General features: G+C 69.1%; 18 protein-coding genes. 13 read left to right on the top strand and 5 right to left on the bottom strand.

From position 1 onward, the window contains the following. Nucleotides 1-293 precede the first annotated feature (293 nt). The 3 genes from SAM23877_RS27135 (at nt 294) to SAM23877_RS27145 (ending at nt 5,011) form a co-directional block, all read left to right on the top strand. A complete protein-coding gene (locus SAM23877_RS27135; RefSeq protein WP_053138714.1) occupies nt 294-1,007 on the top strand; it encodes a hypothetical protein in 714 nt (237 codons plus the stop codon). Continuing rightward, complete coding sequence (locus tag SAM23877_RS27140) at nt 1,007-3,784, top strand: TIR domain-containing protein (protein WP_053138717.1); 2,778 nt, start codon at nt 1,007-1,009, stop codon at nt 3,782-3,784. Before SAM23877_RS27135 ends, SAM23877_RS27140 begins: the two co-directional genes overlap by 1 nt. Before the next feature lie 708 nt (nt 3,785-4,492). Then, nucleotides 4,493-5,011: a transglycosylase SLT domain-containing protein gene (locus SAM23877_RS27145; protein WP_053138720.1), complete on the top strand. Its 519-nt coding sequence runs from the start codon at nt 4,493-4,495 to the stop codon at nt 5,009-5,011. 144 nt (nt 5,012-5,155) lie between these two features. Here SAM23877_RS27145 and SAM23877_RS27150 read toward each other — a convergent pair whose 3' ends face one another. Further along, a complete protein-coding gene (locus tag SAM23877_RS27150) occupies nt 5,156-6,685 on the bottom strand; it encodes a helix-turn-helix domain-containing protein (RefSeq protein ID WP_053138723.1) in 1,530 nt (509 codons plus the stop codon). Between the two features lie 76 nt (nt 6,686-6,761). Next, a complete protein-coding gene (locus tag SAM23877_RS37950; protein WP_079030465.1) occupies nt 6,762-6,959 on the bottom strand; it encodes a DUF4236 domain-containing protein in 198 nt (65 codons plus the stop codon). 304 nt (nt 6,960-7,263) lie between these two features. On the opposite strand from SAM23877_RS37950, the gene acnA reads away from it, so the two are divergent. Then, the gene (gene acnA, locus SAM23877_RS27155; protein ID WP_053138726.1) at nt 7,264-9,978 is read left to right on the top strand and encodes an aconitate hydratase AcnA; all 2,715 of its coding nucleotides are present in this window, start codon (nt 7,264-7,266) and stop codon (nt 9,976-9,978) included. 236 nt (nt 9,979-10,214) lie between these two features. Then, nucleotides 10,215-10,439, top strand: a complete 225-nt coding sequence (locus SAM23877_RS27160; protein ID WP_280518078.1) for a DUF397 domain-containing protein — start codon at nt 10,215-10,217, stop codon at nt 10,437-10,439. A gap of 261 nt (nt 10,440-10,700) precedes the next feature. Here the strand turns inward: SAM23877_RS27160 and SAM23877_RS27165 are convergent, their stop codons facing one another. From SAM23877_RS27165 to SAM23877_RS27175, 3 genes are all read right to left on the bottom strand, one after another. Next, the gene (locus SAM23877_RS27165; RefSeq protein ID WP_053138733.1) at nt 10,701-11,129 is read right to left on the bottom strand and encodes a hypothetical protein; all 429 of its coding nucleotides are present in this window, start codon (nt 11,127-11,129) and stop codon (nt 10,701-10,703) included. A gap of 42 nt (nt 11,130-11,171) precedes the next feature. Beyond that, on the bottom strand, nt 11,172-12,032 hold the full coding sequence (locus tag SAM23877_RS27170) for a helix-turn-helix domain-containing protein (RefSeq protein ID WP_053138736.1): 861 nt from the start codon (nt 12,030-12,032) through the stop codon (nt 11,172-11,174). A gap of 168 nt (nt 12,033-12,200) precedes the next feature. Beyond that, nucleotides 12,201-16,007, bottom strand: a complete 3,807-nt coding sequence (locus tag SAM23877_RS27175) for a GH92 family glycosyl hydrolase (protein ID WP_053138739.1) — start codon at nt 16,005-16,007, stop codon at nt 12,201-12,203. 414 nt (nt 16,008-16,421) lie between these two features. Here SAM23877_RS27175 and ngcE point away from each other — a divergent pair, with 414 nt between their 5' ends. From ngcE to dxs, 8 genes are all read left to right on the top strand, one after another. Further along, entirely contained in the window at nt 16,422-17,870 is a 1,449-nt protein-coding gene (gene ngcE / locus SAM23877_RS27180; protein WP_053138742.1) for an N-acetylglucosamine/diacetylchitobiose ABC transporter substrate-binding protein, read from the top strand. An 85-nt stretch (nt 17,871-17,955) separates the two neighbouring features. After that, a complete protein-coding gene (locus SAM23877_RS27185) occupies nt 17,956-18,882 on the top strand; it encodes a carbohydrate ABC transporter permease (protein ID WP_053138745.1) in 927 nt (308 codons plus the stop codon). Between the two features lie 3 nt (nt 18,883-18,885). Next, nucleotides 18,886-19,809, top strand: a complete 924-nt coding sequence (locus tag SAM23877_RS27190; protein ID WP_053138748.1) for a carbohydrate ABC transporter permease — start codon at nt 18,886-18,888, stop codon at nt 19,807-19,809. A 192-nt stretch (nt 19,810-20,001) separates the two neighbouring features. Beyond that, nucleotides 20,002-21,213 carry an ROK family transcriptional regulator gene (locus tag SAM23877_RS27195; protein WP_053138751.1) on the top strand — a complete coding sequence of 404 codons (1,212 nt, stop codon included), beginning with the start codon at nt 20,002-20,004 and terminating at the stop codon, nt 21,211-21,213. A 133-nt stretch (nt 21,214-21,346) separates the two neighbouring features. Next, nucleotides 21,347-22,450, top strand: a complete 1,104-nt coding sequence (locus SAM23877_RS27200; protein WP_053138754.1) for an ABC transporter substrate-binding protein — start codon at nt 21,347-21,349, stop codon at nt 22,448-22,450. 184 nt (nt 22,451-22,634) lie between these two features. After that, on the top strand, nt 22,635-23,426 hold the full coding sequence (locus tag SAM23877_RS27205) for an ATP-binding cassette domain-containing protein (RefSeq protein WP_053138757.1): 792 nt from the start codon (nt 22,635-22,637) through the stop codon (nt 23,424-23,426). Next, nucleotides 23,423-24,715, top strand: a complete 1,293-nt coding sequence (locus SAM23877_RS27210) for a sugar ABC transporter permease (protein WP_053138761.1) — start codon at nt 23,423-23,425, stop codon at nt 24,713-24,715. The genes SAM23877_RS27205 and SAM23877_RS27210 overlap by 4 nt, the downstream gene beginning before the upstream one ends. A gap of 262 nt (nt 24,716-24,977) precedes the next feature. Further along, complete coding sequence (gene dxs / locus SAM23877_RS27215; protein ID WP_053138764.1) at nt 24,978-26,906, top strand: 1-deoxy-D-xylulose-5-phosphate synthase; 1,929 nt, start codon at nt 24,978-24,980, stop codon at nt 26,904-26,906. Nucleotides 26,907-26,935 lie beyond the last annotated feature (29 nt).

Here is a 26,935-nt window from a genome sequence, read left to right on the forward strand (position 1 = left end):
CCGCTCACGTTGCTCCGGCGCCCCACGAAGGGGCGCGTACGGGTGTGGGGGTGGGCGCGGAGTCAATCAGACGCCCGCGTACTCCCGTACGCCCCGAGCACAGATCTGTTCCGCCGCCCAGTCCGGAGCCGCGCGGACGGTGAACGGGCACTGCCCGACCGGGAGCGGGGAAGACCGGACGGCCGCCGCCCTCGAGTACCTGATGCCGAAAACCCTCACCGTCTGTAGGCGGCACGATACGATGTGCGGCCCGCCCAGCCATGACCGGTCTCGCTCGAAGCAGAGGGAACGCCATGTCGCCCAGTTCACTACTGCCCTGTTCACGACGGCGGTTCGTCCGGCGCGGCTCGACCGCGGCGCGGGCCGCACTGCTGCTGTCGGCCCTGGCTGCGGTGCTCGTCGCCGGTTGCTCCGACGCGGACGAGCCGGACCGGAGCGGATCGGACGAGGGCAAGGCAACCGTGTCGGCTCCCACGGGCGCCTCGTTCCCACCCAACCCGCCGGCCGCCGCCGGGTGCGCCGGAAAGACGCTCGACCACCGCGACATCCGACATCCGGACCTCGGGCCGGTCCGCGTTTTCCTGGTCCGGCGGCCCGCCTCCGAGCAGCCGGCCGGATGCGTCGCGGCCGTGACCGGAAGCGGGCGCGCGCTGGCCCCGGTCGAGGTGGACGCCAACTGGACCATGGAGGGCGCGTTGCGTTTCGCCGCCCCGGCGACCGACTCGACCAGGAACGTCTTCGTGACCTACAACCCCGGGCGCTACGACGGAGTGCTGGTGCTCGTGCCCACCGCCGACGGATTCGCCGACATCGGCTGGAAAAGCGCAGACGACTACTACAGCGGCGGCCGATTCGCCTTCTACTACGCGAGGCCGGTCGGCCCCGGAGAGGACGGCGAATACGCGATCGTCCATTCCATCAAGGGGTGTGACCCCTCCTGTGCCGAGGGCGCGACCTCGAAGGTGATCCTGCGCTGGGACGGCCGCGACTACCTGCCGACCGGTTGATGCGGACGCCCTGGTCGCCTCGTGAGCGGGGGCTCGGTTCGGCGTCCGCCCGGCTGCGGTCCGCCGTGGCCGGCCTCGGACCGGTCAGAGCCGAGCTGGGGTACGGCGTCTTCCTGTCCTACAGCGGTGACCGCGACCGGCGATGGCTGCCTCAGCTGCGGCACGAGATCGAGAAGCAGTCCCGGCCCTGGTACAAGCCACCGCGCATCAGGGTCTTCCTCGACAAGACGGGTGTGTCGATCGGGCCGGAGCTGTGGGGCAAGATCGAGGCCGGTCTCGCCCGCTCCGACTGGCTCGTGGTCCTGGCGTCCCCGGAGGCGAGGGCCTCGAAGTGGGTCGACCGGGAGATCGCCTGGTGGTTGGAGCACAGGTCGGCACAGACCATCCTGCTCGTCGTCACTGCCGGGCGGCTGGTGTGGGACGAGCGCCAGGGCGACTGGGATCCTGAACTGTCGACGGCGCTACCGGCCCGGCTGGCGGGGAAGTTCCAGCAGGAGCCCGTCTGGAAGACCGTGGACCTGCGCCCCCACGGTGACGCGGGCTTCTCTCCCGATGTCGACGGAGTCGCCTTCGGTGTCGCGTCCGTCGTGCGCGGCCTCCCCGAGGACGAACTCCGCTCGGAAGGCCTCCGCGACACCCGCCGCAACCTGCGGACGGCCAGGATCGTCGCCGCCGTGCTGGGTTGTCTGCTGCTGATCGCGAGCACCCTGTCGGTGGTCGCGGTCCTCTCACGAGCCGAAGCCACCCGGCAGCGCGACCAGGCCGTCGTCCAGCAACTCGTCAACCAGAGCTCGTCGCTCACCGGCCGGGACCCGTTCGCCGCCCGGTTGAAGGCATTGGCCGCGTGGCGCATCGACCCTTCTCCGGAGACCCGTTTCGCGGTCCTGCAGGCGTCGGTCGATCCGGCGGCCGGAGTGCTCTCCCACTCGGTTCCCGTGGACTCGGTGGCCTTCAGCCCCGACGGCAGGACCGTGGCCTCCGGCGGGGGCGACGGGGTGGTGAGACTCTGGCTGACCCGGACACAGCGGACGACGGGGCGCCCACTCATCGGACACCACCAGAGCATCACGTCGATCGCCTTCGCGCCGGACGGCAGGACGCTCGCCAGCTCGGGATTCGACGGCACCGTCCGCCTCTGGGACGTCGCCAGGGGCACGCAGATCGGCGCTCCCCTCAATGCCCGCTCCGGGGTGGTCCATTCGGTCGCCTTCGGCCGGGACGGCAGAACACTCGTCACCGTCGACTCGGAGGCGCTCCGGGTGTGGGACCTGGCGACCCACCGCCGGATCGGTCAGCCGCTCGACGGCGAGGGGGAGTTCCTCGCCATGAACTCCGACGGCAGTCGTGTGGCCTTCAGGGCTGATGAGGGCGGCGTACGACTGTGGGACACCGACTCCCGCGCACCGATGGGGAGAGCGTCGAAGGACCCCGGCAGCGTCGTCACGTCGCTCTCCTTCAGCCCCGACGGTGAGACCTTCGCCACGGCTGACATCGACGGCGGCCTGCGGTGGTGGGACATGTCGACGAAGACCCCGATCGGAGAGCCGATCGCCTCCCTTGCCACGGGGATCAGGTCGGTCACCTTCAGCCCCGACAGCGCGATGCTCGCCGCCGCGTACGAGGACGGCGCGGTGCGACTCTGGGATCTCCGGCGGCGCGCCCAGGTGGGCGGCCCGCTCATCGGCCACACCACCACGGCCCTGGCCGTCGCCTTCAGCCCGGACGGATCGGTCCTGGCCAGTTCGAGCGAGGACACCGCGGTCCGCCTCTGGGACATCCGTACGCTACGCCAGGCCGGAGCGCCGATCGACACGGGAGGACAGGGAAACGCGGCGCTCAGCCCGGACGGTCGGACGCTGGCCGTCGTCGACCCCGAGGAGACCGTGAGCCTCTGGAACGTCGCCACACGACGCAGGGGCGACGATCCACAGGTCCGCGATGCCCACGAGGTCGAACCCAGCCTCGCGTTCCGCGCCGACAGTGCCGTTCTCGCGATCGGGTCGGACGGACTACGGTTCTGGGACGTCGCCACCCGCCGCCCCCTCGGCGAACCGCTGCTCGACGCGGGCGAAGCCGGCGCGCTGTCCTTCGGCCCCGACGGCAGGACTCTCGTGAGCGGCGGCCCGGACTCCGTCCGGGTGTGGGACCTGTCCGCGCGGCCTCCCACCGGCACGCCACTGGGTGCCGGGTCCGTCGCTGTCGCGTTGGCCCCGGACGGCCGTGCCCTCGCCACCGCCACGGAGGACAACACCGTGGCGTTCTGGGACCTGGCCACGCACCGCCGCGTCGGCGAGACGCCGATCGACCACACCGCGCAGATCACGGCGGTGGCCTGGAGCCCGGACGGCACCACGCTCGCGACCGCGAGCCGCGACGACACCGTCCGGCTCTGGGACACGGCCGCACACGAACGGATCGGGGCCCCACTGCGGGGCCACCGCGGCGGTGTCACGTCCGTGGTGTTCAGCCCCGACGGGAAGACCCTCGCCACCGGGGGCAACGACCACACGGTCCGGCTCTGGGACGTCGCCACCGAGCGCCAGATCGGCGATCCCCTGGAGGGCCACGGCGCGGGTGTCACCGGTGCGGCGTTCCTCCCCGGCGGTACGGCGCTGCTCAGTTGGGCCGGGGACGGCACCGCCCGGCAGTGGAACGTCGAAGCGACGGCGGACCCGGTCCGGTCCCTGTGCGGAGGGGCGGACGGCGCGTTCACCCCCGACCGGTGGCGTGAAGCCGTACCCCCGGGCCCCGAGCCCCGCCCACTCTGCCCGACGTGAGCACCGGGGCGTCAGGCCGACCGGGGAGGGCCGCATCGCCACGGCACTGGCGCGAAGCGTCCCCCCGGCGGCCGTGGCGGTGCACGGCACCGGAACACCGGGCAGAGGTGACCACACCGGCCGAGGAGGACACGGTGCCGAACGACCTGCTCACGGACCTCGGCAAGCAGTCCCGCCGAGGCGTGTCCCCCGGCCGCGGCGGCCGCGGAGTTCTGCGCGTACCGACTGACACACCCTCGTCACGCGCGTCCTCGTGCACCACCTCGCCCGGTACCGGGACGTCGGCCTTCCTCACGACCCCGAACGGTGACTGTGCCATTCCGTTGAGTGAGAAGCCTGTCTCCGCAGGGTGACGAGAGGCGACCGCCGGGTGACCGGATCTGTGAGGGCGCGCACAGGGCCCACGTCACACCGGGCCGGGGTTAGTAGACGCCCGACGGCCTCTCGCCCGCGTGGTCCCCGGCCGTCCGGGCGAGTCACGCGGCCGGTCTGCTAAGCGGCGTAGTAGGTCACACACTTGTCGCGGCGCCGGAGCGTTCCGCAGTGTGTTCGGCGTACCGGGGAGCCGAGCGCCGGGACCGGACGGGAAGAGCCCGTCCGTGATCCAGACACCGGCCCTGATGACGCGAAGACGCGTCCCACGCGGACACCGCGTCGCCGACCCCCCGTCGGCCTCCCCATCACGTTCCCGAATGGAGAGGTACACCCATGCACGCCCTCATGCGCCGTCCCCACGTCCGCAAGTCCGCCGTGGCCTCCCTCGCCGCCGCGGGCGCCGCCGCCGTCAGCCTCACCCTCGTCCCGAGCCCGGCGCACGCCGCCGAGCCGGCCAAGGCCTCCACCGCGCAGACCCAGGCCCAGACCGACAAGATCGAGGCTATCGTCAAGGCCGGCGAGAAGAAGCACGGCGACGACCTCGACGGCTGGATCCGCACCGCCCTGGACGTCATGGACGCCAAGAACATCCCGGGCACCTACGAGGGCCTGCACCGCAACATCATGCGCGAGTCGTCCGGCAACCCGAACGCGCAGAACAACTGGGACGTCAACGCCCAGAACGGCATCCCCTCGAAGGGCCTGCTCCAGACCATTCAGCCCACCTTCGACGCCTACCACGTCAAGGGCACCAAGGACTCCGTCACCGACCCGGTCGCCAACATCGTCGCCGCCTGCAACTACGCGGCCGACAAGTACGGCTCCATGGACAACGTCGACTCCGCCTACTGACCGGCGGACCCACCGACCGCCTGAGCCCCCGGGACGACCGGTCCCACGCGGAGGCCGGCGGGACTCAGGCAGCACGGCGGGGCCGGAGGGACGACACGTCCCTCCGGCCCCGTCCGCGTCGCACTCCGCGCCTTTCCTGGACTGTCAGATGTCCCGGAAGATCTCGATCTGCGCCCCGATCGAGTTCAGCCGCTCCGCCAGGTCCTCGTAGCCCCGGTTGATGACGTACACGTTGCGCAGCACCGACGTGCCCTCGGCGGCCATCATCGCCAGCAGGACGACCACGGCGGGGCGCAGGGCGGGCGGGCACATCATCTCGGCGGCGCGCCAGCGGGTGGGGCCCTCGACCAGGACGCGGTGGGGGTCCAGCAGCTGGAGGCGGCCGCCGAGGCGGTTGAGGTCGGTGAGGTAGATGGCGCGGTTGTCGTAGACCCAGTCGTGGATGAGGGTCTGGCCCTGCGCCGAGGCCGCGATGGCCGCGAAGAAGGGGACGTTGTCGATGTTCAGGCCCGGGAAGGGCATGGGGTGGATCTTGTCGATCGGCGCCTCCAGCTTGGAGGGGCGCACGGTCAGGTCCACCAGGCGCGTACGGCCGTTGTCGGCGAAGTACTCCGGCGTGCGGTCGTTGTCGAGGCCCATCTCCTCCAGGACCGCCAGCTCGATCTCCAGGAACTCGATGGGGACCCGGCGGACCGTCAGCTCCGACTCGGTCACCACGGCTGCGGCGAGCAGGCTCATCGCCTCGACCGGGTCCTCGGAGGGGGAGTAGTCCACGTCGGCGTCGATGACCGGCATGCCGTGCACCGTGAGGGTGGTGGTGCCGATGCCCTCGACCCGCACGCCCAGGGCCTCCAGGAAGAAGCACAGGTCCTGGACCATGTAGTTGGAGGAGGCGTTGCGGATGACCGTGACGCCGTCGTGGCGCGCGGCGGCGAGGAGCGCGTTCTCGGTGACCGTGTCGCCGCGCTCGGTCAGCACGATCGGGCGGTCGGGGCGCACCTGGCGGTCGACCACCGCGTGGTAGTGCCCCTCGGTCGCGGCGACGTCCAGGCCGAACCTGCGCAGCGCGATCATGTGCGGCTCGATGGTCCGGGTGCCGAGGTCGCAGCCGCCGGCGTACGGCAGCCGGAAGCGGTCCATGCGGTGCAGCAGCGGGCCGAGGAACATGATGATCGAGCGCGTGCGGACGGCCGCCTCGGCGTCGATGGCCTCCATGTTCAGCTCGCTCGGCGGCACGATCTCCAGGTCGGTGCCGTCGTTGATCCAGCGGGTGCGTACGCCGATCGAGTTCAGCACCTCCAGAAGGCGGTACACCTCCTCGATCCGGGCGACCCGGCGCAGCACCGTGCGCCCCTTGTTGAGCAGCGAGGCGCACAGCAGGGCCACGCAGGCGTTCTTGCTGGTCTTGACGTCGATGGCGCCCGAGAGGCGGCGGCCGCCGACCACGCGCAGGTGCATCGGGCCCGAGTAGCCCAGAGAGACGATTTCGCTGTCCAGCGCTTCACCGATTCGGGCGATCATCTCAAGGCTGATGTTCTGGTTGCCGCGCTCGATGCGGTTGACGGCGCTCTGACTGGTGTTGAGCGCCTCCGCAAGCTGTGACTGGGTCCAGCCGCGATGCTGCCGGGCGTCACGGATGAGCTTGCCGATGCGTACGAGGTAGTCGTCTGCCATGAGGTTGAGGCTATCTCAGATATGAGATTGCGCCTCTCGGGGGGTCCGTCCGGGTGACGGGGCGTCAACGGCAGGCTCAGCGCCGCTTGCTGGTCGTCGTGCGACGCCATCCGAAAGGCCCGGGCAAATCCATCGATGTCGTACGACGTCCGGTGCTGCTGCGGGTGTGGCGCGGGCCGTTCTTGCCGCCGGTGGTGATGGACCACGAGCGCTTGTTGATGTTCAGCCGCACTCCGGGGAGGATCCGGAAGCTCTTGCGGAAAGTGAGCGGCATCGTGCCTCCTTCCGAGTAGTGCCGGGGGCCCCGGCGCAAGTCGGATACCCCGGTTCGGCGTAGAGATGGCCTCCGGGGTCACCCGGGTGGGGTGCACGCCACACCGCGCCCGGGCATGACCGGGCCGCCCCCATGTACTAGAGTTATCTCGACATCGAGATATCTGCCGAGGCGCACCGCAGTCGCACGCCGCTATCGGGTCTGGCGGTAAGGGTTACCTAACTTAGCCTTACCTTAGCGGATTGGCCGGAGCGGCGTGGCGGCAGGATGCGGTGGTACGCGCACATAAATGAAGGAGACTGTCGTGTCGGCGAACAGCTTCGACGCCCGCAGCACGCTGCAGGTGGGCGACGAGTCGTACGAGATCTTCCGGCTGGACAAGGTCGAGGGCTCCGCGCGCCTTCCCTACAGCCTGAAGGTCCTGCTGGAGAACCTGCTCCGTACCGAGGACGGCGCGAACATCACCGCCGACCACATCCGCGCCCTCGGCGGCTGGGACTCGCAGGCCCAGCCGTCCCAGGAGATCCAGTTCACGCCCGCCCGCGTGATCATGCAGGACTTCACGGGCGTGCCCTGCGTGGTCGACCTCGCCACCATGCGCGAGGCCGTCAAGGAGCTGGGCGGCGACCCGAACAAGATCAACCCGCTCTCCCCGGCCGAGATGGTCATCGACCACTCGGTCATCGCCGACAAGTTCGGCACCAACGACGCCTTCCAGCAGAACGTCGACCTGGAGTACGGCCGCAACAAGGAGCGCTACCAGTTCCTGCGCTGGGGCCAGACCGCCTTCGACGACTTCAAGGTCGTCCCCCCGGGCACCGGCATCGTCCACCAGGTGAACATCGAGCACCTGGCCCGCGTCGTCATGACCCGTGACGGCAAGGCCTACCCCGACACCCTGGTCGGCACCGACTCGCACACCACCATGGTCAACGGCCTCGGCGTCCTCGGCTGGGGCGTCGGCGGTATCGAGGCCGAGGCCGCGATGCTCGGCCAGCCGGTCTCCATGCTGATCCCGCGCGTCGTCGGCTTCAAGCTCACCGGTGAGCTCACCCCCGGCACCACCGCCACCGACCTGGTCCTCACGATCACCGAGATGCTGCGCAAGCACGGCGTCGTCGGCAAGTTCGTCGAGTTCTACGGCGAGGGCGTGGCGGCCACGAGCCTCGCCAACCGCGCCACCATCGGCAACATGTCGCCGGAGTTCGGCTCCACCGCCGCGATCTTCCCGATCGACGACGAGACGCTGAACTACATGCGCCTGACCGGCCGCAGCGACCAGCAGGTCGCGCTCGTCGAGGCGTACGCCAAGCAGCAGGGCCTCTGGCTGGACCCGAAGGCCGAGCCGGACTTCTCCGAGAAGCTGGAGCTCGACCTGTCCACGGTCGTCCCCTCCATCGCCGGCCCGAAGCGCCCGCAGGACCGCATCGTCCTCGCGAACGCCGCCGAGCAGTTCAAGCAGGACGTGCGCAACTACGTCGACAGCGTGGACGAGGCGGGCCAGGAGTCCTTCCCGGCCTCCGACGCCCCCGCCGTCACCAACGGCGTGCCGTCCAACCCGGTCCCGGTCACCGCCCCCGACGGCACCACCTACGAGCTGGACCACGGTGCGGTGACGGTCGCGGCCATCACCTCCTGCACCAACACGTCCAACCCGTACGTCATGGTCGCCGCCGCCCTGGTGGCCAAGAAGGCGGTCGAGAAGGGCCTGACCCGCAAGCCGTGGGTCAAGACCACCCTCGCCCCGGGCTCCAAGGTCGTCACCGACTACTTCGAGAAGGCGGGCCTCACCCCGTACCTCGACAAGGTCGGCTTCAACCTCGTCGGCTACGGCTGCACCACCTGCATCGGCAACTCCGGTCCGCTGCCGGACGAGGTCTCCAAGGCCGTCAACGACCACGACCTCGCCGTCACCTCGGTGCTCTCCGGCAACCGCAACTTCGAGGGCCGGATCAACCCCGACGTCAAGATGAACTACCTGGCGTCCCCGCCGCTGGTGGTCGCCTACGCCCTCGCGGGCTCCATGAAGGTGGACATCACCAAGGAGGCCCTGGGCGCCGACCAGGACGGCAACCCGGTCTACCTGAAGGACATCTGGCCCACCGAGGCCGAGGTCAACGAGGTCGTCGCCAGCGCCATCGGCGAGGACATGTTCTCCAAGTCCTACAGCGACGTCTTCGCGGGCGACGCGCAGTGGCAGGCGCTGTCCATCCCCACCGGTGACACCTTCGAGTGGGACGCCGAGTCCACCTACGTGCGCAAGCCCCCGTACTTCGAGGGCATGGGCATGGAGCCGGCCCCGGTCGAGGACATCTCCGGCGCCCGGGTGCTCGCCAAGCTGGGCGACTCGGTCACCACCGACCACATCTCGCCCGCCGGTGCGATCAAGGCGGACACCCCGGCCGGCAAGTACCTGACGGAGCACGGCGTCGAGCGCCGCGACTTCAACAGCTACGGCTCGCGCCGCGGCAACCACGAGATCATGATCCGCGGCACGTTCGCCAACATCCGCCTGCGCAACCAGATCGCGCCGGGCACCGAGGGCGGCTACACCCGCGACTTCACCCAGGACGGCGGTCCGGTGTCGTTCATCTACGACGCCTCCCGCAACTACATCGAGCAGGGCATCCCGCTCGTCGTCCTGGCCGGCAAGGAGTACGGCTCCGGCTCGTCCCGCGACTGGGCCGCCAAGGGCACCGCGCTCCTCGGCGTCAAGGCCGTCATCGCCGAGTCCTACGAGCGCATCCACCGCTCGAATCTCATCGGCATGGGCGTCCTGCCGCTCCAGTTCCCGGAGGGCCAGACCGCGGCCTCCCTCGGCCTGACCGGCGAGGAGTCCTTCTCCGTCTCCGGCGTCACCGAGCTGAACGAGGGCACCACCCCGCGGACGGTCAAGGTCACCACCGACACCGGTGTCGAGTTCGACGCGGTCGTCCGCATCGACACCCCCGGTGAGGCGGACTACTACCGCAACGGCGGCATCCTGCAGTACGTGCTGCGCAGCCTGATCCGCAAGTAGGGGCCTGTTCCACGGGCCGTGTCCTCCGGCTTCCGGAGACACGGCCCGTATCATGCCACCCGGCCGATTCCCCTATGGCCATCGCCGAACTGTGTCACTTAAGCTGGTCGTTCGATGACTTTCAGTGATGGAATCGGTGACGACGGAATGCCACAGGGGTTTCCCGGGAGGGGATTCGGAGACCCGCCTGCAACAGTGCACACCCGTCCACTAGCATGATGGGGCGCTATCCAGGCATGTGGGGGAAGCAGGGAGCTGAGGCAGTGCATGAGGGGCAACCCTTGTGGCGCAGGAGCAGCATGTGTGGCAACGAGAGCGAGTGCGTGGAGGTCACCGTGCGCGAAGGCCGGGTGCTGGCGCGCGACTCCAAGGCGCTCGGGCGTACGCCGCTGGGCTTCACCGCCTCCGTCTGGACTGACTTCCTGCATGCCGTGGCACAAGGAGAGTTGAACGGTCCGTGACGTTCTTATCCAGCCATCGGCAGGCGGTAGGGGGCCATATGAATGCCGAGGCATCGCCGGTGCGGCGGTCGGCCGGCAAGCGGAGCGCCGTAGTCCTGGGCGGCGTCCTCACCTTCACCATGAGCGTGGGGGCGGTGGCGACGCTGACGGCGGCGGTCGCGTCCACGTTCGTCGACAGCGTACTCGCCAAGAGGTTCCTCTGGGTGACCGTGGCAGTCGCCGTGGCGGTCGGCGCGGGAGTGTGGCGCGCGGGGAACGGGGCTATCCCGTCCCTACTTGGTTCTGATCACCCTCGTTACGACTCTCGGGCGGGTTCTGCGGAGTAGCGGAGCCGCGCGCCGCCAGCTTGCGCTTCACCCACCAGCTCAGTCCGGCGATGGCCGCGGCCATCACCACTGAACCCAGTGTGGTGCGGATGTCGGACCAGGGGAGTTCGAGGGCACGGGCCTTCTTCATGATGAAGGGTGCCGCCTTAGCCATGATGATCACCAGGGCCGCGAGCCCCAGCACCCCGAGCAGTGCCGTGTGTTTCCGCTTGTCGCGCGCCCGGGACGTCTCGATGGCTATGAGACGCTTCGTCTGCTCAGGGTCCTGGATGGCCTGAGCCTTCAGCTCCTCATCGTTCATGCCGCAGCCGAAGGCTATTCGCAGCACGTCCAGAAGAGCATCGATTGTCGACCTGGAGACCACGCCGGTCCTCCCCCTGCCTCTGTCAGCCCTGTTTCCGCGGCTCTAGCGGGCCTCGAGGCTCTGCTTGACGCGATCGATCAAGTCGAGGGACGCGTTCTCGTCCAACGCTCGCTCCATGAGCGTCTGGAAGCACTCCTGGTAGAGGGCGAGCAGTTCCAAGTCCTCGCCGCCGGTCATGCTGCCCGCGGCGTGTTCCAGGTACAGGAGATCGTCGTCGTCCGAGAAGCGCAGCAGGACGAAGCTGCCCAGTGTGCTGTAGTGCGCTCCCGCGTCGAACGGCAGCACGCGGACAGCCACCTCGTCCCGTCCGGCGAAACCGAGGATCTGTGCCAACTGCGCGCTGAACACACTCCTACCGCCGATCTGCCGCCGCACCGCTGCCTCGTCCAGGACGAACGTGGTCGTCGGACGACCCGATCCGTCGAACATGCGCTGTTGGCGTTCCATCCTCAAGTCGACGATCCGCCGCACCCGTTCGTCGGCCAGTCCGCGCTCGGCGAGCAGGGCCTCCGCGTAGGCGCGGGTCTGCAGGTGCCCCGGGATCACGATGGGGTGGTAGGTGTCGACGGCCCGCGCGGCGCCCTCGTACCCGAGGTATTGGGCGAACTGCGGCGAGACGACGTCGTGGTAACCCGACCACCAACTGGCCCCCTTGCTGCCCCGGGCTGCCTCCACCAGCTCGTCCACCGTGTCGGGCTCGGTGATGTCGTAGAGCGCCAGGAGGGCGCGCAGGTCACTGACGGACACACTCACCGTCCCGGTCTCCACACGGATGAGCTTCGACTGTGACCACTCCACCCGCTCGGCGGCCTCGCGCTGGCTGAGCCCGACACGCTCCCGCGCCTTGCGCAGGGCGAGCCGAAGCTTGCGCCGGTTGAGACTGGGGTCCACAGGGGGTGTCATCGCCGCTCCTTCGACCGTGCACGTACCCTGAACAAGAAAGGCCATGCACAGACAGTTCCTAGCGTTTGGCTAGGACCATTATGCCCCTGGCTTTCTGCATAGAGCCAAAACCCCGGACGTGCACAGGGCCCGCCCATAAGCTGGGCGGGCCCTGATCGAACGGTCCGGCTAGGCGAGCAGCTCGACCTCGGAGAGCACCGAGGCACCAGTGAGGACCAGCCGGTACTTCGCGTACGTGCCCGGTGACTTCACCGAGAACGCCCGGGTCTGCCGGTCCCACGCGAAGGACTCGCCGGAGCGCTCGTCCAGCGTCCGCCAGGTCGTACCGTCGGCCGAGCCCTGGAGCTTCCAGCCGGTCGGGGCCTTCGTCCGGTCCGCCGACGACGTCAGGGTGTACTGGACCGCCTCGGTGCCCTGGCCGGACACCGGAAGGTCCACCGACGTCACGGCCGCCTCCGTCGCCGACGTGTCGTCGAACAGGGCGCCCTCACCCTCGACGGCGTCCGCGCGCGGCGTCGGCACCTCGTCGTCCTGGGTGATCGACGGCGGCGCGGCGTTCGCCCCGGTGCCCCAGGCGGAGGGCTTGGCACCCATGTCGAACTCCAGGACACCGCCCTTCGCGATCAGCGAGTGGGGGAGCGAGGTGGAGTTCCAGCGCTTGCCGTTGACCTTCAGACCCTGCACGTAGACGTTCTTCGTGCTGTTCTTCGGCGCCTTGACGACCAGCTCGCGGCCGTTCTCCAGGTGCACGGTCGCCTTGGTGAACAGCGGGGAGCCGATGGCGTACTCGCCGCTGCCCATCACCAGCGGGTAGAAGCCGAGGGCGGAGAAGAGGAACCAGGCCGACTGCTCGCCGTTGTCCTCGTCGCCGTGGTAGCCCTGGCCGATGTCGCTGCCGGTGTACAGGCGGGAGAGCACCTCGCGGACGTTCTTCTGCGTCTTGTACGGCTGCCCGGCCGCGTCGTACATGTACAGCGCGTGGTGGGCGACCTGGTTGGAGTGCCCGTACATGCCCATCCGCACGTCCCGCGCCTCGGTCATCTCGTGGATGACACCGCCGTAGGAGCCGACGAACTCCGGGGAGGCCGTCTCGGGTGTGGAGAGGTACTCGTCGAGCTTGTCGCCGAGACCCTCGCGGCCGCCGTACAGGTTGGCCAGGCCCCGGCTGTCCTGCGGGGCGGTGAAGGCGTAGCCCCAGCCGTTGGTCTCGGTGTAGTCGTGGCCCCACACGCGCGGGTCGTACTCGTCCGAGTCCACGCGCCACTTGCCCGCCGCGTCCTTGCCCTGGAAGAAGCCGGCCTTCGCGTCGAACATGTTGACGTAGTCCTGGGCGCGGTTGAGGAAGTACGCCGACTCCTCCCGGTACCGCTTCTCGCCCGTCTCCTTGTAGAGCTTCTCGCCCATCTTCGCGATGCCGTAGTCGTTGAGGTAGCCCTCCAGCGCCCACGACAGGCCCTCGTGCGTCTCGGTGCTGGTGTACCCGAGGAACGGCGAGGTCGCCATGCCCTTGCGGCCCACGCCCGAGGACGGGGGCACGGTGGTGGCGTTCTTGACGGCCGCGTCGTACGCCGCCTTCGCGTCGAAGTCGACGCCCTTGACGTACGCGTCGGCGAAGGCCACGTCCGAGGAGGTGCCGGTCATCAGGTCCGCGTAGCCGGGGGAGGACCAGCGGGAGGTCCAGCCGCCGTCCTTGTAGTGCTGCACGAAGCCGTCGACCAGCTCACCGGCCTTGGACGGGGTCAGGAACGAGTACGCGGGCCAGGTGGTCCGGTACGTGTCCCAGAAGCCGTTGTTGACGTAGACCTTGCCGTCCACGATCTTGGCGCCGGTCTCCGTCGGGGTGTCCTCCTTGACCGCCTTGGAGAACGGGGAGGCGTACTTGTACGTGCCGTCGACCTTCTCGTGGCCGGCGTTCGGGTACAGGTACAGCCGGTAGAGGCTGGAGTACAGCGTGGTCAGCTGGTCCTGCGTGGCGCCCTCGACCTCGACCTTGCCGAGGACCCTGTCCCACTGCTTCTGGGCGTCCCGCTTGACCTTGTCGAAGGAGGCGCGTGCCGGGAGTTCCTGGCGCAGGTTGTCCTTCGCCTGCTCGACGCTGATCAGCGAGGTCGCGATGCGCAGCGTCACGGTGCGGTCCCGGCCCGCGTCGAAGCGCAGGTGGCCCTTGACGCCGCTGGAGTCGCCGCCGGTGACCTTGCTGTCGAACTCGCCGTGGACGAAGAGCCGGGTGGCGCCCGTGGACAGCCCGGACCTGACGTCCGAGTAGCCGCTGAAGGTGCCGGTCTCCTTGTCCAGGGTCAGGCCGGCCTGGTCGTTGACGTTGTCGAAGATCACGCTCGCGTCGTCACCGGGGTAGGTGAAGCGCATCATCGCGGCGTGGTCGGTCGGCGCCATCTCGGCCTTCAGGCCGTTCTCGAACCGCACGCCGTAGTAGTACGGCCGGGCGGTCTCGTTCTCGTGCCGGAAGGCCAGCTCGCGGGCGTCGCGGCCGGTGTCCGGGGTGCCGGAGGCCGCGGACGGCATCACCTGGAAGGTCTGCCGGTCGCCCATCCAGGGGCTCGGCTCGTGGCTCGCGCTGAACGCCTGGAGCGTGGGCAGGTTGTCCGCGTTGTTGCCGCGCGCGTAGTCGTACAGCCAGCTCAGCGAGCCGGCGTTGGTCACCGGCGTCCAGAAGTTGAAGCCGTGCGGCACGGCGGTGGCCGGGATGTTGTTGCCGCGCGAGAACCCGCCGGTGGAGTTGGTGCCGCGGGTGGTCAGCACGTAGTCGGAGAGGTGGGCCTTCGGCCGCTCGGGCTCGGCCCGCTCGATGGCCACGTCGTCCAGCCAGCCCCGGAACTTCGCCGGGCCCTTGGGGGAGTCGTACGCCACCAGGACGCGGTCGACGGTCTTGCCGGCCGCGACCGAGCCGATGCCCGACCGCACGCTGTTCCACTGGTTGACGTAGAGGATCTTGGCGTCGCCCTGACCGCGCGGCGTCAGCGGGAAGCCGTGCTGGTCGGTGGCCTTGAGGTCGCTCAGGTGGGTGCCGTCGGTGAAGGCGAGGTCGACGGAGACGTTGGTGGCGTCGTAGTCGAGGTCGCCGTCGGCCATCGACGGGAAGATCTTGTACGACAGCTCCGTGCGGCGGTCGACCTTCACGTCGACGTCGAAGACCTTGTTGTACGAGTAGGCCCGGCCGTCCGCGGTGTGCCGTCCCGCGTACCGCAGCGCGTGCTTGCCGGTGAAGCCGGCGCCCGCCTTCGCCGTCGGCGAGCCGCTCGGGCCCCGGTCGACGAGCGAGAGCATGTCCTCGGGGGTCGGCGTCTCGGCGTCGCCGGTGGCCAGTTGCACGTCGGCGAGCTGGAGCGCGTCGCCCGCCCCGTTGTTCTTCGTGATCTCCAGCCGGAAGTGCCGGTACTCGGCCGTCTCGGCCAGGTCGTACGTCTTCGTCTGGAACCGCTCGTCGAAGGACTCGCCGGAGCGGGTGTCCAGCGTCCGCCAGTCCGTGCCGTCCGCGGAGCCCTTGAGGGTCCAGTCGACCGGGTCGCGCTCGTCGTGGTCGTTGGCGGAGGTGAGCGCGTACTTCGCGATCTTCGCCGGCTCGTCCAGGTCGAACTCGACCCAGCCGGTCTTGTCGAAGGTCAGCCACTTGGTGGTCGGTTCACCGTCGACGAGGTTCTCCTTGACCTCGCCGCCGCCCGCGTTCTCCGCGCTCGCCCGCACCTCGGTGACGTGGTCGGTGACGCCGCCCGGTATGCCGGTGCTGAATCCGCCGTCGACGCCCGAGGCCCGCTTCCTGCCGTCCCGGCCCGTGTCCACGGTGTTGAGCCAGTCCGGAGCCGGGTCGTCCGCCTCGAACGAGGAGCTGAACTCCCGGTCGGCTCCGGCGGGCGCGGTGGGCAGCGCGACCGCCGCCCCCTGTGAACCCACCGCCACGGCGAGGGCGGTCGTCATCACGACCGCCGGACCCCATCTGTGCCGAACTCTGTACTGCATGCCCTGGCCACCCTCCCTGCGCTGGGGACAACGTTGTCAACTCAACTGCGCAAGGACCAGTAGGGGTCAAGTGGCATGTGATGTCAAGGGTGTTGGTTGTGGCGTTCGAGGCATATGGAGGGGATTCTTCCGGCAAGTGGCACACAGGCCGTTCATATTTCCGGGAGGTCTCAACTCGGAAAAGACGTACCGCCAACCTTGCATTCGATCTTGCTCCGCTGACGGAAAGTGGACTATACCTGTCGCCCATCGGGGGGATCCGGGGGAATCGCGAAGAGGAACCGCCAGAGCGCCCGAACAGCAGTGTCCGAACAGCAGTGACTGCATTTCCTGCACGACCCAGCGTGACCCGATCGCGGTGCCGGGGAGGATCCGGTTCACCGCCTGAGTCCTGGAGAAGGCGAGGACTTGAGCATGGGATCCACTTCCGCCGAGAACGACAGCAAGGGCGTCGGCCGCCGTGACCTGATCAAGCGTTCCGCCGCGCTCGGCCTGATCTCCGTACCGACCATGAGCTTCCTCTCCGCCTGCGCGAGCGGCGGCGGGGACGACCAGGAGAAGGCGGAGGCGGGCAAGAAGTCCGCCGAGAACCCGCTGGCGGTCAACGAGAGCGCCAAGATGGAGTTCGTCCTCTTCGACGGAGGCTTCGGCAAGGAGTACGCCGAGGACGCCGTGAAGCTGTACGAGAAGGCCTTCCCGAAGGCCACGGTGAAGTTCTCCGCCACCCAGAAGATCCAGTCCACCCTGCAGCCGCGCTTCAACGGGGGCAACCCGCCCGACCTCGTCGACAACTCCGGTGCCGAGCAGATGGACATGGGCGTCCTGGTCGGCAAGAAGCAGCTCACCGACCTCACCCCGCTGCTGGACGCCCCGTCCTACGACGACCCGAACAAGAAGGTCCGCGACACCCTGCGGCCGGGCATCGTGGAGATGGGCCAGTTCGACGGGGAGCCGGTCTGGATCCTGTACTACGCCTACACGGTCTACGGCAACTGGTACTCGAAGAAGGCCCTGGACTCGCTGGACGCGGAGTACCCCCAGACCTGGGACGAGATGCTCGCGGTCTGCGCGAAGGCCAAGAAGAAGGGGATGGCCGGCTGGACGTACGCGGGCAAGTACCCGTACTACATCCCGTTCTCGATGTCCCCGATGATCGCCAAGGTCGGCGGCGTCGAGGTGCTCGACGCCATCGACAACCTGGAGCCGAACGCCTGGAAGCACCCGGCGGTCAAGACGGTCTTCGAGGCCTGGTACGAGCTCTACAAGAAGGGCTACGTCCTCAAGGGCACCCCCGGCCTGGACCACATCCAGTCGCAGACCGCCTGGGCCAAGGGCGACGCCCTGTTCCTGCCCAACGGCTCCTGGGTGGAGAACGAGTCGGCCAAGGTCATCCCCGCCGACTTCGACCTCGCCGTCTCCGCTCCGCCCGGCATCGACGAGAACGACAAGATGCCCTTCGGCACCATCTGGGCCTCCGGCGGTGAGCCCTTCATCGTCCCGGCGAAGGCGGCCAACGGCGCGGGCGGCATGGAGCAGTTGCGCGTCATGCTGAGCGAGGCGTCCTCGAAGAACTTCACCAGCAAGGTCAAGTCGCTGAGCGCCTACAACGGCGGCACCGACGGCATCGAGCTCACCCCGGGCCTCAAGGCCGGTGTCGCGGCGCTGGAGCTGGCCGGCGACAACGTGGTGAACCCGCGCATGCAGGACTGGTACGTGCAGCTGCAGAAGGAGAAGATCGGCGTCTCCTGTCTGGGCGAGATGATGGCCGGCCGGCTCACCCCGGCCGAGACGATCAAGAAGATCCAGGGCTTCGCCGACGAGGCCGCCAAGGACTCGTCGATCAAGCACTACAAGCACCAGTGAGGACGTGTCGCCGGGGCCCGTGCCGCGCGTCCGCGCCGGACGGGCCCCGGCGGCGCCACCCGCGCGCAGATCGGGGTCATCAGCAATGCAGCACGGCAAGTACCGGTTCATCGTGGGGTTCCTGGCGGTTCCCCTGGGACTGTACGCGCTCTTCGTCGTCTGGCCGTTCATCCAGTCCATCTACTACTCGTTCACGGACTGGACGGGGCTGAGTCCCGAGTTCGAGATGGTCGGCTTCGACAACTACTCGCGCATGCTCGACGACGACATCTTCTGGAAGTCGTTGTGGCACAGCGTCCTGTTCGCCCTGCTGGTGCCGCTCGTGACGCTCGGCCTGGCGCTCTTCTTCTCCTTCATGATCAACGTGGGCGGGCGGAAGCGGAAGGGCGGCCCGGTGATCACCGGTGTCCGGGGTTCCGGCTTCTACAAGATCGCCTACTTCTTCCCGCAGGTGCTCTCCATCGCGATCGTCGCCCTGCTGTTCCAGTTCGCGTACAACCCGGACAGCGGCGCGGTCAACTCCCTGCTGCGCGGGATCGGCCTGGGCTCCGTCCAGCCGCTGTGGCTCGGCGACCCGAACCTCGCGCTGTGGTGCGTCATGGCGGTGCTCGTCTGGTCGACGGTCGGCTTCTTCGTGGTCCTCTTCTCCGCGGGCATGGCCTCCATCCCGGGGGAGCTGTACGAGGCGGCGCTGCTGGACGGGGCGAGCCGCTTCACGACCTTCTTCAAGGTCACCCTGCCGCTGCTGTGGGACACCGTGCAGTCCGGCTGGGTCTACATGGGCATCCTCGCCCTGGGCGCCGAGTCGTTCGCCGTCGTGCAGATCATGACGGTCGGCCCCGGCGGACCCGACTACTCGACCTCCGTGATGGTCCTGTACGTGTACCAGAAGGCGTTCCGGGACGGTCAGGCCGCCTACGCCACCACGATCGGCGTCGCCCTGCTCCTCGTCACGCTGGCCTTCGCGGCGCTCGTGATGAAGCTGGGCCGACGCGAGCGGCTGGAGTACTGATCAATGAAGACGACCGAGACCCCCGCCCCCGTGCCGGCCGAGCCCGGCACCCCCGTCCTGAAGACCGAGGCCTCGCCCGGCGGACTCCGCCAAGGGAAGAAGGAGGGCACCGCCCTCAACGTCTTCTCCCACGGCGTCCTCGTCATCTGGGCGATCATGGTCGGCATGCCGCTGGTGTGGGCGGTGATGACCTCCTTCAAGGACGACGCCTCCATCTTCGGCTCGCCCTGGTCGCTCCCCGACAAGCTGAACTTCGACAACTGGTCGCGGGCCTGGTCCCAGGCGCACATGAGCGACTACTTCCTCAACACCGTCCTGGTGGTGGGCGGTTCGCTCATCGGCACGCTGGTGCTCGGCTCGATGGCGGCCTATGTGCTGGCCCGGTTCGAATTCCCGGGCAACCGCTTCATCTATTACTTGTTCATCGGCGGCATGAGTTTCCCGATCATGCTGGCGCTGGTCCCGTTGTTCTACGTGGTCGACAACATGGGACTGCTGAACACCATTCACGGGCTGATCCTGGTCTACATCGCCTATTCGCTGCCCTTCACCGTCTTCTTCCTGACGGCGTTCTTCCGGACCCTGCCGAGTTCGGTGGCGGAGGCGGCGTTCGTGGACGGGGCCTCGCACACCCGGACGTTCTTCCAGGTCATGCTGCCGATGGCCAAGCCGGGTCTGATCAGCGTGGGCATCTTCAACTTCCTGGGGCAGTGGAACCAGTACATGCTGCCGACCGTGCTGAACACGGACCCGGACAAGCACGTCCTGACCCAGGGCCTGGTGCAGCTGGCGGTGAGCCAGGGATACAAGGGGGACTGGTCGGGCCTGTTCGCCGGCCTGGTGATGGCGATGCTGCCGGTGCTGGCCGCGTACATCATCTTCCAGCGCCAGGTCGTCCAGGGACTCACGGCGGGCGCCCTGAAGTAGCGCCCCCACCCTCGCGCGCGTGCCGCTCCCGGAATCCCGGGGCGGCACGCACACGTGTGTGCCCCGGGGTGCCGGACGCCCGGATGCGGTTCAACCTCTTGACGGGAGGCGACCCGAACGGCTCAGCTTAGAGTTCACTAGTTGGACATGGACGGGGCCTCATAGAAGCGGCCCCGCGCGCAGGAGGTCGTCGTGGAGACTCCCGGGTCGCAGTCGTCGCTGCACCGAGCCAACCTGGAACGGGTCGTACGAGCGGTACGGCTCGCCGGGTCGCTCACGCAGGCGGAGATCGCGAGGACGACGGGCCTGTCCGCGGCGACCGTCTCGAACATCGTCCGGGAACTCAAGGACGGCGGAACGGTCGAGGTCACGCCCACCTCGGCCGGCGGCCGGCGGGCCCGCAGCGTCTCGCTGAGCGGGGACGCCGGCATCGTCATCGGCGTGGACTTCGGGCACACGCACCTGCGCGTCGCGGTCGGGAACCTCGCCCACCAGGTGCTCGCCGAGGAGTCCGAGCCGCTGGACGTCGACGCGTCCGCCGCGCAGGGCTTCGACCGGGCGGAACAGCTGGTCAACCGGCTGATCGCGGCGACCGGCATCGACCCCTCCAAGGTCGCCGGAGTGGGACTCGGCGTGCCTGGTCCCATCGACGTGGAGTCCGGGACGCTGGGCTCGACCGCCATCCTGCCCGGCTGGGGCGGCACCAAGCCCGCCGAGGAGCTGCGGGGGCGGCTCGGCGTGCCGGTGCACGTGGACAACGACGCCAACCTCGGGGCGCTGGGCGAGCTGGTCTGGGGCAGTGGCAGGGGCGTGCGGGACCTGGCGTACATCAAGGTCGCCAGCGGTGTCGGCGCGGGCCTGGTGATCAGCGGCAAGATCTACCGCGGGCCGGGGGGCACGGCGGGCGAGATCGGGCACATCACGCTGGACGAGTCCGGCCCCGTCTGCCGCTGCGGGAACCGGGGCTGCCTGGAGACCTTCGCGGCCGCGCGCTACGTCCTGCCGCTCCTCCAGCCGAGCCACGGCACCGACCTGACCATGGAGGGCGTCGTGCGGCTGGCGCGGGAGGGCGACCCGGGCTGCCGCCGGGTGATCGCCGACGTGGGCCGCCACATCGGCAGCGGAGTCGCCAACCTCTGCAACCTGCTCAACCCGAGCCGGGTCGTCCTCGGCGGCGACCTGGCCGAGGCCGGGGAGCTGGTTCTGGGGCCGATCAGGGAGTCCGTGGGCCGCTACGCGATCCCCAGCGCGGCGCGTCAACTCTCGGTGCTCCCAGGGGCGCTGGGAGGCCGCGCGGAGGTGCTCGGAGCGCTTGCCCTCGCGCTCAGCGAGATGGGCGATTCGACCCTTTTGGACGGAAGTGCGACCGGTGCTCTGTCCGCTGCCACCCCTGCCTTCACTTAGAGCACGGATGGCACCGTTGTCATCTCGTTAAGGATTTACTTCTTGACGTCGCACGTGTGGCCGAGTTGACTTCCAGCCACCTCGGCCGCAACGACGCGGCCTCGTCAGGGAGGTTTCTGAAGTGAACACGCGTATGCGTCGTGCCGCCGTCGCCGTTGCCGCCACCACGATGGCCGTCTCGCTCGCCGCCTGTGGCAGCGCGAAGGAGTCCGGCGACAAGAAGGACTCGTCGGACTCCGCCGCCAAGAAGGGCGACGCCATCAAGGTGGGTCTGCTCCTTCCGGAGAACCAGACCGCTCGCTACGAGAAGTTCGACAAGCCCTTGATCGAGAAGAAGGTCAAGGAGCTCACGAACAACAAGGGCGAGGTCGTCTACGCCAACGCCAAGCAGGACGCCACGCTGCAGTCGCAGCAGGTCGACACGATGGTGACCAACAAGGTCGACGTGCTGATCGTGGACGCGGTGGACTCCAAGGCCATCGCCGGCTCGATCAAGAAGGCCAAGGACGCGGGCATCCCGGTCGTCGCCTACGACCGCCTGGCCGAGGGCCCGATCGACGCCTACACCTCGTTCGACAACGTCACCGTCGGCAAGACGCAGGGCGAGGCTCTCCTGAAGGCGCTGGGCGACAAGGCCAAGGGCGGCCAGATCGTCATGATGAACGGCTCCTCCACCGACCCGAACGCCGCCCAGTTCAAGGAGGGCGCCCACTCCGTCCTCGACGGCAAGGTGAAGGTCGGCCGCGAGTACGACACCAAGGAGTGGAAGCCGGAGAACGCCAACGCCAACATGGAGGGCGCCATCTCCGCCCTCGGCAAGGACAAGATCGTCGGCGTCTACTCCGCCAACGACGGCATGGCGGGCGGCATCATCACCGCCCTGAAGGCCGCCGGCATCGCCGACATCCCGGTCACCGGCCAGGACGCCGAACTCGCGGGTGTGCAGCGCATCATCACCGGTGAGCAGTACATGAGCGTCTACAAGTCCTACCCGCAGGAGGCCGCGGTCGCCGGCGAGATGGCCGTCGCGCTCGCCAAGGGCGAGTCGCTCGACTCGATCGCCAAGGACAAGGCCGACAGCGCCACCACCAAGGGCATCCCGACGGTCCTGGTCCCGGTCGTCTCGCTGACCAAGGACAACATCAACGAGACCGTCATCAAGGAAGGCTTCTACACGATCGACGAGATCTGTGGCGGCAAGTACAAGACGGCCTGCGACAAGATCGGCCTCAAGTAAGCAGACCCGCCCCCCGTACCGCCTGAGCGCGTACGGGACCGGCTGCACACGGCTTCCTCCGGCGCCCCGCACTCACAGCCCCGCAAGCTACGCGGGGCGCCGGACGGAACACCCCCGCGGGCAACCCCCGCACCCCCACCCAGTCTTTCTGTACAACCTCCCGCCGGGTCAGGCGGCGAAGGAGATGGTTCACGTGTCCGCTACGCCCGTGCTGGCGTTGCGCGGGGTCTCCAAGCGATTCGGTGCCGTCCAGGCGCTCACCGACGTAGAGCTTGAGGTCCACGCCGGTGAGGTGGTCGCCCTGGTGGGCGACAACGGAGCCGGAAAGTCCACGCTGGTCAAGACGATCGCCGGCGTGCACCCCATCGATGAGGGCGCCATCGAGTGGGACGGCAAGGCCGTCGCCATCAACAGGCCCCACGACGCCCAGAACCTCGGCATCGCGACCGTCTACCAGGACCTCGCGCTGTGCGACAACATCGACGTCGTCGGCAACCTCTACCTGGGCCGGGAGATCCGCAAGCGCGGTGTCCTGGACGAGGTGGAGATGGAGCGCCGGTCCCGCGAGCTGCTGGACACGCTGTCCATCCGCATCCCCAGCGTCCGCATCCCGATCGCCTCGCTCTCCGGCGGCCAGCGTCAGGTCGTGGCGATCGCCCGCTCGATGCTCGGCGAGCCCAAGCTGGTCATCCTCGACGAGCCCACCGCCGCCCTCGGCGTCGAGCAGACCGCCCAGGTCCTCGACCTCGTCGAGCGGCTGCGCGAGCGCGGTCACGCCGTCATCCTCATCAGCCACAACATGGCCGATGTGAAGGCGGTCGCCGACAAGGTGGCCGTCCTGCGCCTCGGGCGCAACAACGGCGTCTTCGAGGTCAAGTCGACCTCGCAGGAGGAGATCATCTCCGCCATCACGGGCGCCACGGAGAACGCCGTGACCCGTCGTGCGGCGCGCACCAATGGGGAGATCAAGAAGTGAGCATCGACAAGACCTCCACCCCCGCCGCGGACAGCGCGGCGGCGAACCCGGAAGCCGCACCCGCCGCGGTCGCCGCGGTCGACCCCCGGCTGCTGGTGCGCGAGCAGGGCTTCGCGGGCTACCTGGGCGAGTTCAAGCGGAAGATGAAGGCCGGTGACCTCGGGTCCATCCCGGTCGTCGTCGGTCTGCTGGTCATCTGGGCCATCTTCACCAGCCTGAACTCCAACTTCCTCACCGCCGGCAACTTCTCCGACATGTCGGTCGCCATGGTCGGCACCGGCATGATCGCCGTCGGCATCGTCTTCGTGCTGCTGCTCGGCGAGATCGACCTGTCGGTCGGCTCGGTCAGCGGTGTCGCGGGCGCCACCTTCGCGGTGCTCAGCGTCACGCACGGGATGAACGAGATACTCGCCCTGGTGCTGGCCGTCCTCACGGGCACCGTGGCCGGCGCCATCCACGGCTTCGTCTTCGCGAAGATCGGTGTCCCGGCCTTCGCCGTGACCCTGGCCGGCCTGCTGTTCTGGCAGGGCTTCATGCTGCAGATCCTCGGCAGCAACGGCACGATCAACCTGGACGCCGACGGTGTGGTCGTCAAGCTGACCAGCTACTACTTCACCGACGTGGCCGCCGCCTACGGTCTGGCGATCGTCGTCACCGCGGGCTACTTCCTCACCGCGTTCTTCGACAACCGCCGCCGTGCGGCCGCGGGGGTCCCCTCCCGCCCGCTGAACGAGCTGATCGTGCGCACGGTGCTCCTCGCCGTGCTGGCCTTCGCCGTCGCGATCGTCTTCAACCAGTACAAGGGCCTGCCCCTGGCCGTCGTGATCTTCCTGGCGTTCCTGCTGCTCACCGACTTCGTGCTGCGCCGCACCGCCTACGGTCGCAAGATCTTCGCCCTGGGCGGCAGCGTCGAGGCGTCCCGGCGCGCCGGCATCAACGTGGAGCTGGTCCGGATCTCGGTCTTCGCGATCGCCGGCACCTTCGCCGCGATCGGCGGCCTCTTCGTGGCCTCGAAGATCGCCTCCGCCAACCAGGGCGCGGGCACCGGTGAGTTCCTGATGAACGTCATCGCCGCGGCCGTCATCGGCGGCACGTCCCTCTTCGGCGGCCGCGGCCGCACCTGGGACGCGCTGCTCGGTGTGATGGTGATCATCTCGATCCAGTACGGCCTCGCCCTGGAGGGCATCGCCTCGCCGGTCCAGTACATGATCACCGGTGGCGTGCTGCTGGCGACCGTCGTCATCGACGCGGTCACCCGCAAGACGCAGAAGACGGCCGGCCGCGCCTAGGCGCCCGCCGCGGCCGTCTCCGCTCCACCACCGCCCGCCCGGGTCCAGCACCCGGGCGGGCGGTTCGCCGTCCGCCCGCGCCCTGTCCGTCACGCCGGGGCCGGGGGCATCCGTCGCGCGGCCCTCCGGGGAAGTCGTAGAACGGAGCGCCGATGGGTAAGGCCGAACGCGTGACGTACGACGCACCGCCCGGACACGTTCCGCCACGGCGGAACATTAGACTCGACAAGCCCGGCAACAGCTCTACTGCAAGGAGGCACGGGTGCCGCTGCTGACCCGCATCACGGGACCGCGCGATCTGGACCGGCTCAGCCTGGAAGAGCTGGACCGGCTGGCAGAGGAGATCCGCACCTTCCTCGTCGACGCCGTCTCCAAGACCGGCGGCCACCTGGGCCCCAACCTCGGCGTGGTGGAACTCACCCTCGCCCTGCACCGCGTCTTCGACTCGCCGAGCGACAAGGTGCTCTGGGACACGGGACACCAGTCCTACGTGCACAAGCTGCTCACCGGCCGGCAGGACTTCTCCCGGCTGAAGATGAAGGGCGGCCTGTCCGGCTACCCCTCGCAGGCCGAGTCCGAGCACGACGTCATCGAGAACAGCCACGCCTCCACGGTCCTCGGCTGGGCCGACGGCCTGGCCAAGGCGAACGAGGTCCTCGGCCGCGACCGCCACGTCGTCGCGGTCATCGGCGACGGCGCCCTCACCGGCGGCATGGCCTGGGAGGCGCTGAACAACATCGCCGCCGCCAAGGACCGCCCCCTCGTCATCGTCGTCAACGACAACGAGCGCTCCTACGCCCCCACCATCGGCGGCCTCGCCAACCACCTGGCGACCCTGCGCACCACCGACGGCTACGAGCGCTTCCTGGCCCGCACCAAGGAGGTCCTGGAGCGCACGCCGGTCGTCGGCCGCCCGCTCTACGACACCCTGCACGGCGCCAAGAAGGGCCTGAAGGACTTCATCGCCCCGCAGGGCATGTTCGAGGACCTCGGCCTGAAGTACGTCGGCCCGATCGACGGCCACGACCTGGAGGCCCTGGAGTCCGCCCTCACGCGCGCCAAGCGCTTCGGCGGCCCGGTCATCGTGCACTGCCTCACCGAGAAGGGCCGCGGCTACCAGCCCGCCCTCCAGGACGAGGCCGACCGCTTCCACGCCGTCGGCAAGATCCACCCCGACACGGGCCTGCCCATCTCCACCTCCGGCGCCGACTGGACCAGCGTCTTCGGCGAGGAGATGGTGAAGATCGGCGAGGAGCGCGAGGACGTCGTCGCCATCACCGCCGCCATGCTCCAGCCGGTCGGCCTCGACAAGTTCGCCAAGGCCTTCCCCGACCGCGTCTACGACGTCGGCATCGCCGAGCAGCACGGCGCCGTCTCCGCGGCCGGCCTCGCCCACGGGGGAGTGCACCCGGTCTTCGCGGTGTACGCCACCTTCCTCAACCGCGCCTTCGACCAGGTGCTGATGGACGTGGCCCTGCACAAGTGCGGCGTCACCTTCGTGCTGGACCGCGCGGGTGTCACGGGCACCGACGGCGCCTCCCACAACGGCATGTGGGACATGTCGATCCTCCAGGTCGTGCCCGGCCTGCGCCTCGCCGCCCCGCGCGACGCCGACCAGGTCCGCGCCCAGCTGCGCGAGGCCGTCGAGGTGGACGACGCGCCGACCGTGGTGCGCTTCTCCAAGGGCGCCGTCGGCCCCGCCGTACCCGCCGTAGGCCGCGTCGGCGGCATGGACGTGCTGCGTGCCCCCGGCACCGACACGCCCGACGTGCTCCTGGTCTCCGTCGGCGCCCTCGCGCCGATGTGCCTGGAGGTGGCGGACCTGCTGAACAAGCAGGGCATCTCCACGACCGTCGTGGACCCGCGCTGGGTCAAGCCCGTCGACGAGGCCATGGCCCCGCTCGCCGAGCGCCACCGCGTGGTCGTCACCGTCGAGGACAACTCGCGCGTCGGCGGCGTGGGCTCCGCCGTCGCCCAGGCCCTGCGCGACGCGGGCGTCGACGTACCGCTGCGCGACTTCGGCATCCCGCCGCGCTTCCTCGACCACGCCTCCCGCGCCGAGGTGCTGGCCGAGATCGGACTCACCGCCCCGGACATCGCCCGACAGGTCACCGGTCTGGTCGCCAAGCTCGACGGCCGGTACGAGCGCACGGGCGCCGAGGTGGACTCGGTGGAGGCCGCGCGCGACTGACGTACGACCGGATGGGCAGTTTCTCCACT

Source organism: Streptomyces ambofaciens ATCC 23877 (genome assembly GCF_001267885.1).
Classification (GTDB): Bacteria; Actinomycetota; Actinomycetes; order Streptomycetales; family Streptomycetaceae; genus Streptomyces; species Streptomyces ambofaciens.

What these genes read in the sequence shown, in the direction of transcription:
- SAM23877_RS27170 (WP_053138736.1), bottom strand. Translation starts at nt 12,032, where the DNA reads ATGACACCCCCTGTGGACCCCAGTCTCAACCGGCGCAAGCTTCGGCTC.
- SAM23877_RS27150 (WP_053138723.1), bottom strand. Translation starts at nt 6,685, where the DNA reads ATGGCAGACGACTACCTCGTACGCATCGGCAAGCTCATCCGTGACGCC.
- SAM23877_RS27175 (WP_053138739.1), bottom strand. Translation starts at nt 16,007, where the DNA reads ATGCAGTACAGAGTTCGGCACAGATGGGGTCCGGCGGTCGTGATGACG.
- SAM23877_RS37950 (WP_079030465.1), bottom strand. Translation starts at nt 6,959, where the DNA reads ATGCCGCTCACTTTCCGCAAGAGCTTCCGGATCCTCCCCGGAGTGCGG.
- SAM23877_RS27135 (WP_053138714.1), top strand. Translation starts at nt 294, where the DNA reads ATGTCGCCCAGTTCACTACTGCCCTGTTCACGACGGCGGTTCGTCCGG.
- SAM23877_RS27145 (WP_053138720.1), top strand. Translation starts at nt 4,493, where the DNA reads ATGCACGCCCTCATGCGCCGTCCCCACGTCCGCAAGTCCGCCGTGGCC.
- SAM23877_RS27190 (WP_053138748.1), top strand. Translation starts at nt 18,886, where the DNA reads ATGAAGACGACCGAGACCCCCGCCCCCGTGCCGGCCGAGCCCGGCACC.
- SAM23877_RS27185 (WP_053138745.1), top strand. Translation starts at nt 17,956, where the DNA reads ATGCAGCACGGCAAGTACCGGTTCATCGTGGGGTTCCTGGCGGTTCCC.
- ngcE (WP_053138742.1), top strand. Translation starts at nt 16,422, where the DNA reads ATGGGATCCACTTCCGCCGAGAACGACAGCAAGGGCGTCGGCCGCCGT.
- SAM23877_RS27200 (WP_053138754.1), top strand. Translation starts at nt 21,347, where the DNA reads ATGCGTCGTGCCGCCGTCGCCGTTGCCGCCACCACGATGGCCGTCTCG.
- SAM23877_RS27205 (WP_053138757.1), top strand. Translation starts at nt 22,635, where the DNA reads ATGGTTCACGTGTCCGCTACGCCCGTGCTGGCGTTGCGCGGGGTCTCC.
- SAM23877_RS27140 (WP_053138717.1), top strand. Translation starts at nt 1,007, where the DNA reads ATGCGGACGCCCTGGTCGCCTCGTGAGCGGGGGCTCGGTTCGGCGTCC.
- SAM23877_RS27160 (WP_280518078.1), top strand. Translation starts at nt 10,215, where the DNA reads ATGTGGGGGAAGCAGGGAGCTGAGGCAGTGCATGAGGGGCAACCCTTG.